Annotated in this window: 9 protein-coding genes and 4 pseudogenes; 8 read left to right on the forward strand and 5 right to left on the reverse strand. The window is 58.6% G+C overall.

Annotated features, from left to right (window positions below; all coding sequences use genetic code 11):
* Positions 1-85: 85 nt before the first annotated feature.
* Both ABIA42_RS01545 and ABIA42_RS01550 read right to left on the reverse strand, forming a co-directional pair.
* A pseudogene (locus ABIA42_RS01545) lies at positions 86-184 on the reverse strand (IS3 family transposase); the annotation flags it as partial.
* Positions 181-402 (reverse strand): annotated as a pseudogene (locus tag ABIA42_RS01550) (IS481 family transposase); the annotation flags it as partial. The pseudogenes ABIA42_RS01550 and ABIA42_RS01545, both read right to left, overlap by 4 nt.
* A 746-nt stretch (positions 403-1,148) precedes the next feature.
* Between ABIA42_RS01550 and ABIA42_RS01555 the strand changes: the two are divergent.
* The 8 genes from ABIA42_RS01555 to ABIA42_RS01590 all read left to right on the forward strand — a co-directional run bounded on the left by ABIA42_RS01555 (position 1,149) and on the right by ABIA42_RS01590 (position 10,009).
* Positions 1,149-1,301, forward strand: coding sequence for a hypothetical protein (locus ABIA42_RS01555; RefSeq protein WP_370115733.1), 153 nt, complete (start codon positions 1,149-1,151; stop codon positions 1,299-1,301).
* A gap of 23 nt (positions 1,302-1,324) precedes the next feature.
* Entirely contained in the window at positions 1,325-2,299 is a 975-nt protein-coding gene (locus ABIA42_RS01560) for an ABC transporter ATP-binding protein (RefSeq protein ID WP_370115731.1), read from the forward strand.
* Complete coding sequence (locus ABIA42_RS01565; protein ID WP_370115729.1) at positions 2,296-3,294, forward strand: ABC transporter ATP-binding protein; 999 nt, start codon at positions 2,296-2,298, stop codon at positions 3,292-3,294. Before ABIA42_RS01560 ends, ABIA42_RS01565 begins: the two co-directional genes overlap by 4 nt.
* Positions 3,294-4,220, forward strand: coding sequence for an ABC transporter permease (locus ABIA42_RS01570; RefSeq protein ID WP_370115728.1), 927 nt, complete (start codon positions 3,294-3,296; stop codon positions 4,218-4,220). Before ABIA42_RS01565 ends, ABIA42_RS01570 begins: the two co-directional genes overlap by 1 nt.
* Positions 4,217-5,095 (forward strand): ABC transporter permease, encoded by an 879-nt coding sequence (locus ABIA42_RS01575; protein WP_370115726.1) that lies wholly within the window; start codon positions 4,217-4,219, stop codon positions 5,093-5,095. The genes ABIA42_RS01570 and ABIA42_RS01575 overlap by 4 nt, the downstream gene beginning before the upstream one ends.
* Before the next feature lie 41 nt (positions 5,096-5,136).
* Entirely contained in the window at positions 5,137-6,684 is a 1,548-nt protein-coding gene (locus ABIA42_RS01580; protein WP_041959870.1) for an ABC transporter substrate-binding protein, read from the forward strand.
* Entirely contained in the window at positions 6,681-7,490 is an 810-nt protein-coding gene (locus tag ABIA42_RS01585; protein WP_041959868.1) for a phosphodiesterase, read from the forward strand. Before ABIA42_RS01580 ends, ABIA42_RS01585 begins: the two co-directional genes overlap by 4 nt.
* A gap of 800 nt (positions 7,491-8,290) precedes the next feature.
* On the forward strand, positions 8,291-10,009 hold the full coding sequence (locus ABIA42_RS01590; protein WP_370115724.1) for an asparagine synthetase B: 1,719 nt from the start codon (positions 8,291-8,293) through the stop codon (positions 10,007-10,009).
* Between the two features lie 402 nt (positions 10,010-10,411).
* On the opposite strand, the gene ABIA42_RS01595 is transcribed toward ABIA42_RS01590, so the two are convergent.
* The 3 genes and pseudogenes from ABIA42_RS01595 to ABIA42_RS01605 form a co-directional block, all read right to left on the reverse strand.
* Positions 10,412-11,035 (reverse strand): CDP-alcohol phosphatidyltransferase family protein, encoded by a 624-nt coding sequence (locus ABIA42_RS01595; protein ID WP_028154439.1) that lies wholly within the window; start codon positions 11,033-11,035, stop codon positions 10,412-10,414.
* 366 nt (positions 11,036-11,401) lie between these two features.
* Positions 11,402-12,195, reverse strand: a pseudogene (locus ABIA42_RS01600) (phosphocholine cytidylyltransferase family protein).
* 141 nt (positions 12,196-12,336) lie between these two features.
* Positions 12,337-13,132 (reverse strand): annotated as a pseudogene (locus ABIA42_RS01605) (isocitrate lyase/phosphoenolpyruvate mutase family protein).
* Between the last annotated feature and the right edge of the window lie 548 nt (positions 13,133-13,680).

The raw sequence follows: 13,680 nt of genomic DNA on the forward strand, positions 1-13,680 counted from the left end.
GACAGCGGGGACAGGCGCTCGCCTCTCGCCAGACACAGGTCTAGGTGTTGAGTCCTGGCATTTTCTGGAGCGGATTGAGTTTGAATCATTCTGGCTGGGAATTCCAGGATTTGCAGATGTATTCGTAAGGCGTGAGGCCCTTCAGGGTCTTTAGCCTCCGCGCGTAGTTGTAGGCGTTGATGAAACGATAATCGCCTCCTCCTCAATGGAAAGGACAGTCGACTTGGCTTCCTTGGGGCCCGTCGTTAGATCGGTGACAGTCCCGCGCTGCTTCGATTTCGCGACAGTCTTCTGGTTGATCCCCTAGCGCTTGGCGAGGGCTCTCAGGCTCTCTTGACTATTTTGTATTGCTCGACGGACTGCCTCCGTCGTGGTGGTGCAGCCGTGTAAAACTTGTCCCATAGCGCTTCCTAAGCTCGATTCGTGACAGCGCCGTTGATGGACACCATGGGGGCGGTCCGCTCCTCGACTTGCTTGCACTGACCGAGCAAGAGAACCTCGAGAAGGCTGGACCCGTAGCATTCCACTTCTATGAGCCGTGTTCGTCATACGCGCCAGTCCTTGCGGCTCCCCAAATCGGCTTTCCAGATTTAATGACTTGCGCGAGCCCCATGACCGATGGGCCTGCACAAATGCGAAGGACTGATAGCCGAGATCAATCGCCTTATAGGGGCAGAACGAGCGACGTCGACCATCCTTGCTATTTGAGTTCGCGGTTCGCTGATGTCCCGGTTTTGCTTCCATCCCTGTAGGTCGGCGCATGCGCTAGCGTTGGCCCCGCGGATCGGCCTCGATCTTGGAGCGGCGGTGGAGAGCGATGGGAGGAGCGTCGTTCGCTTTGGCAACAGGATCTCACCTGCCAAAACTCTGCGGTTGCCAGCCTCGACCCTGATTACGAGAGCGGTGTGCGTACGCGCCATACGACCACCTTTCTCTGAGCGGCAGATCACTCTTTTGGTTGGCTTTTCGGGAAAGGGTTTTTTGCCATCGCATTTTTAGATGCTTGCGTCTCATTAGACGATGAGTGTCATGCGCCTGTAGCAGGAAGGGTCTTGGAGTTCTCTCGCTCCATCGCTGTGCAACGGTAACTGTTTTTGTTAGCACCGTCCGGTTTTGCAGCGATCTTGCCGATGTGAAAGGAACCTGCAATGGCATCGTTCGTGCCCGAAAGTCTGAAGCAGTGTGGCCCCATGGCTGCACCTTTTGCTGTTTCCTTCCCGTCTGCGCAGGTGATGGGCGATACACGACTCAGCGAAGCGGAACTGGGTCGCTCCGGGATTTTCGTGGTGCTCGCGTGCTAGCGCACCAGAACGAGGGGCAAGGTGTGCGCGAGCTCCTGAGCATCGAACAGCTGTCGGTCAGCTTTGGAGCAACCAGAGCCGTGCGAGCGATCGATCTTCAGATCCGCAGGGGCGAAACCGTCGGCATCATTGGAGAGAGTGGATCGGGAAAGTCAGTGACCTGGCTCGGCACTCTCGCTTTACTGCCGCCCAGTGCAGTGATCTCGGGGAGCGCCCGGCTGAACGGCCAAGAGCTCCTCGGGGCGTCGAGCAAAAGCCTGTCGCGCATTCGCGGCAAGCGGATCGCGATGATCGTCCAGGATGCCCAAAGCGCACTCAATCCGGTTCTGACGGTCGGTCGCCAGGTGATCGAGGTCCTGCAGCTGCATCGCGGCATGGGCCGCGCGGCCGCGCGGGCCGAAGCCACGCGCCTGTTCGATCTCGTCCGTATTCCCTCTGCCGCGCGACGGCTCAAATCCTACCCCCACGAACTATCGGGCGGACAGAACCAGCGGGTCATGATCGCCATGGCATTGGCCGGTAGGCCTGACTTATTGATCGCTGATGAGCCGACCACAGCGCTCGATGTAACTGTCCAGGCGCAAATTCTCGATCTCTTGCGCGATGTCCAGCGTGAAACCGAAATGGCTTTGGTCTTGATTTCGCACGATCTCGGCGTGATCGCCGAGGTCTGCAGCCGCGCCTATGTGATGTATGCCGGCCGGGTTGTTGAGGCCGGGCCCGTCGACCACTTGTTTGCTGCACCACGTCACCCTTATACGCGCAGCTTGCTCGAGGCGCTTCCAAGTTTTGATGGGCCTTTGCAGCAATTAAACGGCATTTCGGCAGCTGTCACCAACGGACGCTTTCCGCACCAAGGCTGTCCCTTTGCCCCGCGATGCCGACATCGTGCCGGCATCTGCGACCACCTGGAACCCGATCTCCGCACCGACCGCGACGGCTGGCTGGTCGCGTGCGTGCGGGCGGATGACGCCAAGCCTTTGGAGATCGTGGCGTGAACGATGCACTTCTCCTGGCCCAAGGTCTTGCAAAGACCTATCCCTCATCGGGCAGTCCGTTCGCGCCGCGGCATCGGGTGTTGGCCGTCGATGGGGTTTCGATTTCGCTAGCCAAGGGCGAGACGCTCGGTCTGGTCGGAGAATCCGGTTCCGGGAAGTCGACGCTCGGACGCCTGGTGCTCGGCCTTGAAAAGCCAGATGCGGGCCTCGTTAAATTTGACAATGACGTCATGCCGCCCAGCAAAACTGCAGCCTGGCGGCGGCTGCGCGCAAGGATGCAACTCGTCTACCAGGATCCGTTGGGAGCACTGGACGGGCGGCTTGCCGTTGCTGAACAGGTCGCTGAGCCGCTCGTCATTCATGGTGTTGACAAGGCGGCGAAGCGGATGGCCCAAGTGGCAACACTTCTGGCGCGCGTGGGTCTCTCCGAGGAGCATGGGACCCGCTTGCCGCATGAATTGTCGGGCGGCCAACGACAACGTGTGGTGCTCGCACGTGCCCTGGCAACGTCGCCGGACCTGCTCGTATGTGACGAGCCGATATCGGCGCTCGATGTCTCGATCCAGGCTCAGGTGATCAACCTGTTTGCCGAGGTCCAGCATCAGTTCGGGGTCGCGATGGTGTTCATCAGCCACGATCTTCGCGCCGTGCGGCAGATCAGTAAGCGTCTCGCGGTCATGTATCTCGGTCGGATCGTCGAGGAGGGGGCAACCGATGACATCCTGCAGGCGCCGCTTCACCCCTATACACGTGCCTTGGTCTCGGCCGTGCCGGACGCGCGTAAGCCGAGGACACGACGGATCACCCTCGCGGGTGATCCGCCGTGCCCGACTGAGCGCCCTGGCGGATGCGATTTCCATCCGCGCTGCCCCCTTGCTCGGCCAACCTGCCGCCATCTGCGGCCCATGCTCCTCAACAGCGGAGTTGCTGGCCGCAAGGTCGCCTGCCACCTGGTTAGCGAACCAGAGCTGCTTCAACTGGCGAGGGCGCATTGATGGCTTGGTTTGCTCTGACGCGGCTCGCGCGCACAATGATCACGATTGTTGTTGTGGTCGGTTTTGCATTCATTGTGCTGCGCCTGTCGGGGGATCCGGCGCTAGAGATCCTCTCCAATGATGCATCGGCACAAGCCCGTGAAGCGTTCCAAAAAGCTTGGGGACTCGATCAGCCAATCTGGGTACAATTCCTGGACTATGTGGCGCATGTCATTACTGGCAGCTTCGGTAATTCGATGCGCGAAGGTCGTGACGCGCTTGCCGTCGTCGCGGAGCGTGTTCCTGTCACGCTTATGCTTACAGTGCCCGCGCTCTTCATGAATGTGTTCATCGGTATTCCGGCGGGCATCTTAGCTGCGCTCCGCCGCAACAGCGTTCTCGATCGCGGCATCATGCTTGTGGCGGTGGCAGGCTTCACGATCCCCTCCTTTGTCCTTGGTTTACTGCTTGTGTTGGTCTTCTCGGTTTGGCTCTCTTGGCTGCCGTCCGGCGGTGCACGCAGTTGGCAGCACGCCATCCTCCCGGTCCTCACGCTGGGAGCCGGCAGCGCAGCGGTCCTTGCGCGTTACACCCGTAGCGCCATGCTGGACGTACTGGAGCAGCCCTATATCCGCACCGCAAGGGCCAAAGGCGTGCCGGCCCACTCGATCGTGTGCCGGCATGCTTTGCCCAACGCGGCAATCCCGACGGTCACGCTCTTAGGCCTCATGGTCGGACAGCTGATCGCCGGCGCGGTTTTGGTCGAAAGCGTGTTTTCATGGCCAGGAGTCGGCAGGCTGCTGGTGTCTTCGGTCGCTAGTCGTGATCTGCCCATTGTCCAATGCGTGCTCTTCCTCATCGCCGTAGCCATGGTGACCTGCAACCTTGCCGTCGACCTCCTTTACGGCCTGCTCGACCCGCGAATCCGGCGGGGAGGGCATGCATGATGCTGCAGAGGATCATAGCCGAACCGTTATCGTCGAAGCTGAATGCCGCGCGAGCGCCAAGCACACCGCTCGTTATCCGCCTCGCGTTCGCATATCTTCTCCTTCTGGGGACGACCGCCTTGCTGGCGCAATTGGTTATCCCCTATGACTCGGCAGCGATCGATCTGAAAGCTCGTTTGTCGCCGCCGATCGGATGGGGCGGCTCGCTTGCTCATCCGTTCGGCACGGACGAGCTTGGACGGGACATGTTGTCCCGCTTGGTCTTGTCCATCCAGATGAGCGCTTTCATCGGGCTTGGTGCGACTGGTGTCGGAGCGGTGCTCGGCACCACGCTCGGATTTGTTGCCGCTCATTTTCGTGGTTGGATCGAACAAGCCATCCTGGCCCTGGTCGATTTCCAGGCCACAATGCCATTTCTGATCCTGGCGCTCGCGGTGCTTGCCTTCATCGGAAACTCGCTTGCGGTCTTTATCTGTCTGCTTGCGCTGCATGGATGGGAACGTTATGCGCGGATCGCCAGGGGCCTTGCGATTAGCGCCAATGCTCAAGGTTACGCCGGCGCCGTCCGCCAGCTCGGTGCCCGTCCCCTTCACGTCTACTGGCGCCACATCCTTCCCAACGTGGCCGCGACGCTGATCGTATCAACGACCATCTCGTTTCCAGAGATTATCCTGGTCGAAAGCGGCTTGAGCTTTCTTGGCCTCGGCGTGCAGCCGCCATCGACATCGCTGGGCGCCATGGTGGGCTACGGCCGCGACTATCTCGCCCGCGCTCCTTGGATTTTGATGATTCCATCAGTCGTCATATCGCTGATGGCGCTATCGGTCTCGCTCATTGGCGACTGGCTGCGCGATCGCCTCGACGGCACGCTCTGATAGCTGTTTGCGCTCTTTGCTCTATCAAGAAAGGACGTCCCATGCCCGGCCTGAGTAGAAGGTCCCTGCTGAAGGCTGTTACGCTTGGAGCTGCGGTGCCTGAATTGGCTTTCGCCCAATCAGGGCGACCCAGGATCGTCGTCGCTGTGCCGACGCAGCCGGACTACGCGGACCCGGTGATGCTCAACAACACGCCGGCGCTACGGATGCTCTCCAATGCGTTCGATGGCCTGCTACGCATCGACTTTAGCCACAACATGGCCGTCAAACCAGCCATCGCGGAAAGTTGGCGACGTATCGACAGCACTAGCGTCGAATTCACGCTCCGCCCCGGCGTCAAGTTTCACGATGGCTCGACCGTAACTACCGGCGATATCGTGTTTTCGCTTGGCAAAGAGCGAAGGCTCGGTCCTACCCGGACCGGCAATACGATCGCCTCGCAATACCAGCAGAATATCGCCTCGGTGCAGGCGACGGGACCGAGCACAGTCCTTGTCACGACAACGATTCCCGATCCCGCGATCGATAAGAAGCTCGCCGCTTGGAGTGCCCAAATCGTCAGCGAAGCAGCCTTTCGCAACGCCGGCAGCTGGGAAAACTGGTTCAAGGCGCCGATCGGTGCTGGTGCGTATCGTGTGATGTCCAACCGGAAGGATGTCAGTCTGATCCTCAAGTCTCACGATGAGTATTGGGGCGGCCTTCCGCCATTCGCCAGCATCGAGTTCCGGATCGTTCCTGAGGTTGCTTCGCGGGTCAATGGCCTTTTGGCGGGCGACTATGATCTGATATCGGATCTACTGCCGGATCAGTTCGAGTCCATTGAGACCTCCCGGTTCGATGTTGTCGGGGGTGCCATATCCAATCTGCGCGTGCTCGCGATCGATACGACCGCTCCATGGCTATCGGACCGGCGTATTCGCCAGGCGCTGAGCCTTGCGATCGACCGCGAACTCATCATGGCGCAGCTCTGGCGAGGACGAATCGATGTTCCACATGGGGCGCAATATCCGATATTCGGGGACGTCTATGATCCTACCTTTCCTGCACCTGCCTACGATCCCGACAGGTCACGCGCGTTACTGCGCGAAGCCGGCTACAATGGCCATCCAATTGCCTACCGTCTGCTCAACAATTGGTATCCAAACCAGGTGCTGACGGCGCAAATCTTGGTGCAGATGTGGAAGGCTGTCGGCGTCAACGTCGTGCTCCATCAGATGGAGAATTTCAGCCAGGTCTACACAAAACCATTGAGCGCGATCTGGGATGAATCCTTTCTGCCATCCTGGCCCGACCCGACCTCCATGGTCTGGCGTCAGTACGGCCCAGGCGGCGGCCAGCACGCCCTCAAGATATGGGATTCGCCGCAGTATCAGTCGATCGGCGCCGCTTACGCGCAATCAAGCGATGGCCAAGAGCGCAAGCAGCTCGCCCGAGCTGCCCTCAAGATCTTTGCAGAAGAAGTACCCTTCATCATCCTGCACAACAATGGCGCTTTCTACGCCAAGCGCCGGAAGCTTGCCTGGGAGCCCTATGCTGCCCTGGTCATGGATTTCGGGCCTTTCAACCCAGCAAACAGCGCGAGACAATGAAAATCATCCAGTTGACCGATCCACATCTGGTCCCGAGTGGAAGCCTGCTGCGAGGGATTGACCCGCAGGCCCGTCTACGAGCTTGTCTTTCCGAGATCGAAGTCTACCATTCCGATGCGGCAGCGCTGGTCATCAGCGGCGACGTCACCGATCGGGCGGATCGAGCGTCCTATGAACTGTTCCGAGATGTCGTGGCGGAGTTCTGCTTGCCTCCGCTGCATATCACCGTGGGTAACCATGATCATCGCAGCGTATTCGGCGCGATCTTTCCAGAGCATTTGGCCGCTGACGGTTACGCCCACAGCAGATTCGATCTGCAAGATCATGTTGGTCTTCTGCTTGATACCTGGGCCGTCGGAACGCATGGCGGTGCGTTTGATGCTGTGCGCCTCGAATGGCTCAGGACACAGCTTACGGAGAGCCATAAGCCAGTTTTAATGTTCATGCATCATGCGCCAGTCAAAGTAGGGCTGAAGCGGCTCGATCAGATCGCGCTGCAGGGCGAGGAAGAACTTTGGGATGTCATCGCCCCGTTCAGCTCGCGCATCCGCCACATGTTCTTTGGCCACATGCATCGAAATGTCGCCGGCTCCTGGCGAGGCATCCCATTTACAGTCGCGGCCGGCCTGACCCATCAAGTCATGCTGGATTTTCAGACTGACATCGTCCGCCATATCGAGGTCGAGCCATACTTCAGTATCATTTTGGTCAGCGGCCGCGACGTCGTGGTGCATCCCCACGCGATCCGGGACGCCAAAATCATCGACATCATTCCGGACACGACACTTCCGTCCTGCTCTCCGTGACAATTCCCGAGGAAGCAGAGCTTGGAGCGAGTTTGATGGCGCTGGTGCAGGGCAAATAGTCAAAATCAACGTCCCCTCAGGTGGCTATGGACATGGCCACCCTGTTATTTGCCGGATCATCACGCCGCGGCATCCGCAGGCTCCCCGCCTTTGGCGCGCAGTGGACGATTCCATCATACAAATTTATGACCGAAGTTGCTATTCGGACAGATCTTGGATGGTTTCCGGTCCGGTCGAAAAAAGCAGGCACCAGAGCCGATGACGACATCCAAACCTGTCGAGGACGCATGTCGAACCGCATTGGCGCTACGACCCGATCCGGTAAAGTCCAATCCATGCATGCATCTGATATCTAGATCAATCACCAGCATTGGTAGTTGGCTTATCGCTGCGAACCTCGTCTGGTGTGTCTGCGTCCGCCAGACGCGCAACGCGTCCGCCTCGGCTTTGAATCGGCGCCATACCAGCTGGACATCCTCCGCGACTCTTTTGCTCCCGCAAGCGTCAGATATCTGGAAATGAGGGGCTTCACCGCGCTGCGATCATGAGCCTGGGTTCTTTGATCGGCGTGGTCGGCTCGGATCGGGGATCCGATCAAAGGTTCTGTCACGGTGACCACGATCTGGTGCCGAGTAGCGTGGATCCTCGTGAACGTGAGCTGCCATGAGCACATCAAGCCCGATCGATCCCGATAACATTGGCTCGCCTTGTAGCTGTCTTTCAACATCGGCCGAGCGAGATCTTTGATGAGCAGCATGTGTGGATTTGTGGGTCGCATTGACGGATCGCTGATGAGACGAATGGGACGGCTGCTCCCGCAAGGCGGATCAGAGGTTCACATTTGGGAATATGGTCCGGCGCACTTCGCTATCCGCGCTGGCTCTGATGGTGGCCTGGCGCGTTCGGGCAATACGCTGATTGCCTCTACGGGGCATCTGCTTAATGCGGAAGGGGTGTCACTCTCCGTGCATGACGTCGCGGAGGGCTATCGAAGACAGGGCATCCAGTTTTTTGATGACTTGGATGGACATTACGCGATTGCCGTCTGGGATGCCTCGCTTTGCAGTTTGGTCCTGGCCCGTGACCCGTTCGGGGTGATGCCGCTCGTCTTTGCACAGGGAAAGGACTGGACCGCCTTTGCGACGCACTATAAGGCGCTTCTTGCAGTATCGCAGATCAGCTCCGAACCTGACCTGCCGGCGATCAATACGTTCCTTTACAACGGTTGGGCCCCCCCTGGTCGAACCTTTTTCAACGACATTCGGCCAGTCTTGCCCGGCAGCGCCGTCATCGTCGGCCTAGAGGCGCCGAAAATTGTCCGCACAAAGCCCCGGCCTTGCGAATACGAGGCGCCGAGCCAGCCCGTCTCGCCCAAAGCTGTCCTCGAAGCGGTCGAAAGATCTGTCAATGCGTATGCCCATGATGCAACTGGCAGAATTGGTGTGTCGCTGAGTGGCGGCGTCGATTCGGCGCTCATCGCGGCTCTGCTGCGCAAGCGCCTACCTGGAACGCGGTTGTGCACCTTTACGGTCGGACACGGCGAGTCCGATCCGGATATTGCTGGTGCGCGGCAGACGTCGTCGGTTCTCGGAACCTGTCACCACGAGATCATCGTCAGACCGAAAGATCTGATCGAGCTGCTGCCGACGACAGTCTGGTGCTTGGAAGACCCAGGTGGCTATGATGAGTTCCCGCAGCTCTATGCGTTGGCGCGCGGGGCGGTCGGGAAGGTCGACACGCTGTTTTCAGGAAATATGTGCGACACACTGTTTGCAGGAATGCCCGCGCATCGCCGACTATGGCTTGGACGTCATGTGCCCGGCGCCAAAAGGCTTCTGCGCGAGCTGCGCTCTGCGGAGTGCTCGGGCACGCTTCCGGCTTCTTGGCTGGCCCGTGCGATCTTCCGTGCAACGAAAGGCAGCCACCCTTTGCCAGCGCCGTGCAAAGCCGGTCAGAACCAAAGTCGCCTGGCAACAGAAGAAATGACCTTTGTTGATGAAGACGCGCCGCTTTTTCGGATGTTGGGCTCAGCATTGGCTTCATGGGACAACAGGATGGGGGCGCAGGAGGTGCTCGCGGCGGAGTTTGGCCTTAAATCTTGCATGCCTTACGCCAGTAAGCACCTGATAGATCTAGCGCTCCGAATCCCCGATCGCCAAAAGGTTGGTCCAACTCAAGTGAAGGCGATTCTCCGCAAGGCTGCGGAGCTCGTTCTTCCGCGCGTCGTCACGCACAGAAAGAAGTATATTCAACAGTTTCAGTATGACGCCGACATGGCCGATGTGATCGACGATTTGTATTCGCGGCTGTTCGCCCCGGGCAGGCGAGCCCGAGTTAGGATCGTCAACCTGGCAGATGTGGAGCGCCTGCTGAGACGCGGAAAGCGGCCCTACCAACCTGTCGAAGTTCGTTGGCTTTGGAATGCGATAACCGCGGAAATCTGGGCGCAGCAATTTGTCGACCGCCGTGAGGACTTTCTCGGTGATGCGAGGAAGGATATCGGACCAATCTCACTATAGCCAGAGGAAGGCGATAACAGCTCGGCCGGCGGTGCGGCGCTTTCCAGGCGCACACGACCGATCGCGGGAACCAAAACAGCCCGCCCGGGGACAATGGCTTGTGATTTGCAGTGCGCGGGCTCCATGACGTCGAACACTCCATTCGCAATCTTGCCAATGGCCGGTAATGCATCGTGAGCCGGTGAATTCTCGCGACCTATGTTCAGACATTGGACGTGTAAACCGGCTGAGTGCGCTATCCGTGGGCTGGAGCGCGTCGTCCCGTCCGGCTTATGTCGCCATCACGTTGTTCCGAATCAACCGAAGGATCAGCAACCAGACAATTGCCTCCTCGTAGTGTCCTTACTTTCCGCCGCACCAGATTGGTCGTGGGGCCAGCTGCGCCGGCACGGGACGGCCCGCTTAGCTGGGACTAGACAAGCTGATCGCTACCAGGGCCACCGAAAGCGCGATCGCTCCGATCGTTGCAATTGGAATTGCGCGGCCCTGTATCGCTGGAACCCGCACAAAGGTGGAGACGTAGAGAGTAGCAAGTGCTGTGAAAGCGAGAGCCAGAACTGTCGGGAACAATTCCGCCCAGATGAGTGGCCGAATCAGCAACATCACAGCCAATAAGGGCGTACCATACGAAACTGGAATTCCGATGAACTTCGCGTCAGCCGTTAGGCCGACATTTTCGAAATAGCTCAGCCTGATCGCACCCGACACGACGAGCACGAGGCTGGCACCAAACGAGATTCCCGAGCCGTCACCCACAAGGATGATAATGACGGCGGGAAACCAGACCCCATGTACAAAATCGGCAAAGCCATCGAAGCTTTGTCCGAACTCAGCCATTCCCGGCAGACGCATATGACGGGTCTTGCGAGCAATGTGCCCGTCCCAATGATCCAAAAACCATGTCCAAAGCATCGCGGCAGCGCCGAGCTCCGGTCTACCATTCAGGGCTAGGAAGACGCCGACGACTGCGAAGACATAGGAGCAAGCCGTGATTGCATTTGCACGATCAACCAGGTATTCAATCATCTCTTTGCTCCTGCTGTTTTCTATGTCCACTTGACGAGGTGCCTTGCTGCGGCAACGCTAGTCCGCCCCTGTCCTCTGAAGCGTAGATTTCTCCTTTCGATTGCAAGCAGGTCATTTCCTCATCAATCGCAATCAACAAATCTCGTTCTGGTTGCCCAGGCCCATCGCTTTCTCGAGCTTGGGCTGGCCTCGTACCTATTGCCCTTTGATCGGATCGAAGGAGAGGGAGTCCGCCAGGATAGCAAGGAGCACCAGCGGCGGAGCGCCAAAGTGGTGACCAGGCAATACTTGCCGTTGGTTGATCGACATGGACATCAGATCTGCAGGTCGATTGGCTTCGGCTCCGGTGTCCAAGCGGGCAATTTCTCACTTATTGTCTAAACTCGGTCGCTGCCGCAATACCGGCCGGCTCGCGAAGATGGTTTCGGCGATCTGCAGATCGACGGGTGTGTCGATCTCGTACCACTTAAGACCATCGCATCGGGCTGCCGCAAGCTGCAGTCCGCGCTGTTCAATCAGATAGGCGAGCAGTTCTTCAGTGTAGGCCCGCGTCGCGCCGGAGCCGATGATCTCGTTGAGCGCTGGACAATCATGGTTCTGAGAGTCGAAGCCGCGAACCGCATCACATTGAGTGTTTTAAAGAGGGGCGGACGGTCGGCGGGGCGGCTTGCCGAGGTTTGCTTCATCCGGAACGCGGAAATCAGTCCGCTATCCGACAGAAAAACGGCGGATCCTTGCATGATTTCGGTAAAGGGAGCTACGGCGGCGGCATCAGGAGCCTCGCCCATCAAGCAGCGTAGAACATCCTCCTCGAAAAAGACGTCCCCTTCGAGCAAATAGCAGTCGCCCGACAGAAGTGAGTCTCGCGCGAGCCACAGCGAATAGGCGCTTCCGGTACGCTCGAATGCGGGCGTCTCGAGATAATTGATCTCCAGCGTGCCAAAGCGCTGACCGCACGCGTATTGAATGGCGTCCTTTCGATAGCCGACCACGATAGTGACGTCTTTCACCCCGGCTATGTCCAGATTACGCAGAGCATTGAAGAGGATAGGCGTGCCGTTGACTTCGACCAAAGGCTTTGGACGCAGATCTGTCAGCGGTCTCAGGCGCGAGCCGACACCAGCTGCGAGAATGACGGCCTTTCTTGGGGTATTACTCATTGTTTGTTCGCCCCAACTAACAGGCGTATCGGTTTCGCTGCAAAGCGTCAGGTGATGTGCGTATCACCTCTGTGAGATTCCAACTTAAGGTCCAGCCCCTGTTGGCCAAAGCAGAGTGAATGGGGCCAAACAAAATCATTGCTATCGCTTATTGGGCTGAAGGTACCGCTTCTCAGCCCTGGCGAGCTCATCGTATTGGAGCATGTCAAACACCTCTTCGAGGTCTGCGATATTCGGCTCGATCGTTGTCGCGTTCTCCTCAGCGAAGAGGCGGTCGCAGAGTTGCCGCATCGCGCTGACCGCGGCTCGCATGGAATGGTTGAACGATGACGACGGGCAGGCTGTTCTGCCAGGCGCGTGCGAATGAAAGAATTTCGTCTGCGGAGCTGCTTCGCGAATGAATGAGGATCGCATCCGCTCCGGCTTCCCTGTACGCGTGAGCGCGTGAAAGTGCTTCGTGCATACCATGGCCGGCGATGAGCGCTTCGATTCGAGCCACAAGGACGAGATCCGTCGCTAGCGTGTCCTTTACTGCCTGCAAGCGGCCACAGAACTCATTGACCTCCGCGAGGGGATGACGATTGCCGACAAAGGAGTTCATCTTCGGAAAGCAGCTGTCTTCCAGTGCAACACCCGCAGCGGCACGCTCACGGAGCTTACGAGCCAGTAGGCGGGCATTGTCGAAGTTCCCGAAGCCGCCGTCGCCGTCAACCAAGACAGGAAGTTGGCTTGAATCCACGATCCGCTCAACGGCGTCGACAAGCTGGCTCCACGATGCTTCGTTCGCGTCGCGGTAACCTAGAGAACACGCAATGGACAGACCGGACGCCCAGAGCCCCTTGAATCCTGAGCGCTGGGCGATTGTCGCGGACAGGCCGTCATGCGCCTCCATCAGAAACGAGAGCTCGCCATTCGAGCAGACCTGGGCACGAAGCATTTCGACAGGCGGCGGCGGAGTGCATTGATGACCTGCGTTGGGCCGAGCGGATTGTGGTTGATACTTCATACAGAAGTCCTGAGGCCGGCCTTCGAGTGGCGCAAGCTGCACTGCTCATACTTTTTGTTGTGATGCCGATCAATGACCAGCGTTGGTAGTTGATTCGCACGTAAAAGCTTGCATGATCGCCATAGGATGGGCGCCTAACCCGGGGCTGTTGTGATAGGTGGATCCGAGCCGACACGTTGGAAAGGAAAGCTTTGGTGCAAATGAAGGATCTCGGCTCGCAAGCCGGGTGCTAGGGCCCTTCACAGAGCATTCACCCCTTGCGGGAGGGCGCCTGGCCAAAAGGTGATATCCAGCTCACACAGATGTTGAGCAAATATGGACTGCTACGGTTGTCGTAGTTGCTGCTGTTGCGTTTTCGACATATGTCGCAATCCGTCGATAGGGCTGCAGTTGGGTGGCAGTCTCCGGAGAAGTGAACCGGCAATCTCCCAAGATCTTGTCCTGCCGCGAGAGTTTGAGGTGCCACGGACTGGTATGGC

The organism is Bradyrhizobium sp. USDA 327 (genome assembly GCF_041262065.1).
In the GTDB taxonomy this organism is placed as follows: Bacteria; Pseudomonadota; Alphaproteobacteria; order Rhizobiales; family Xanthobacteraceae; genus Bradyrhizobium; species Bradyrhizobium liaoningense.

What these genes read in the sequence shown, in the direction of transcription:
- ABIA42_RS01555 (WP_370115733.1), top strand. Translation starts at nt 1,149, where the DNA reads ATGGCATCGTTCGTGCCCGAAAGTCTGAAGCAGTGTGGCCCCATGGCT.
- ABIA42_RS01570 (WP_370115728.1), top strand. Translation starts at nt 3,294, where the DNA reads ATGGCTTGGTTTGCTCTGACGCGGCTCGCGCGCACAATGATCACGATT.
- ABIA42_RS01575 (WP_370115726.1), top strand. Translation starts at nt 4,217, where the DNA reads ATGATGCTGCAGAGGATCATAGCCGAACCGTTATCGTCGAAGCTGAAT.
- ABIA42_RS01580 (WP_041959870.1), top strand. Translation starts at nt 5,137, where the DNA reads ATGCCCGGCCTGAGTAGAAGGTCCCTGCTGAAGGCTGTTACGCTTGGA.
- ABIA42_RS01585 (WP_041959868.1), top strand. Translation starts at nt 6,681, where the DNA reads ATGAAAATCATCCAGTTGACCGATCCACATCTGGTCCCGAGTGGAAGC.
- ABIA42_RS01590 (WP_370115724.1), top strand. Translation starts at nt 8,291, where the DNA reads ATGGGACGGCTGCTCCCGCAAGGCGGATCAGAGGTTCACATTTGGGAA.
- ABIA42_RS01595 (WP_028154439.1), bottom strand. Translation starts at nt 11,035, where the DNA reads ATGATTGAATACCTGGTTGATCGTGCAAATGCAATCACGGCTTGCTCC.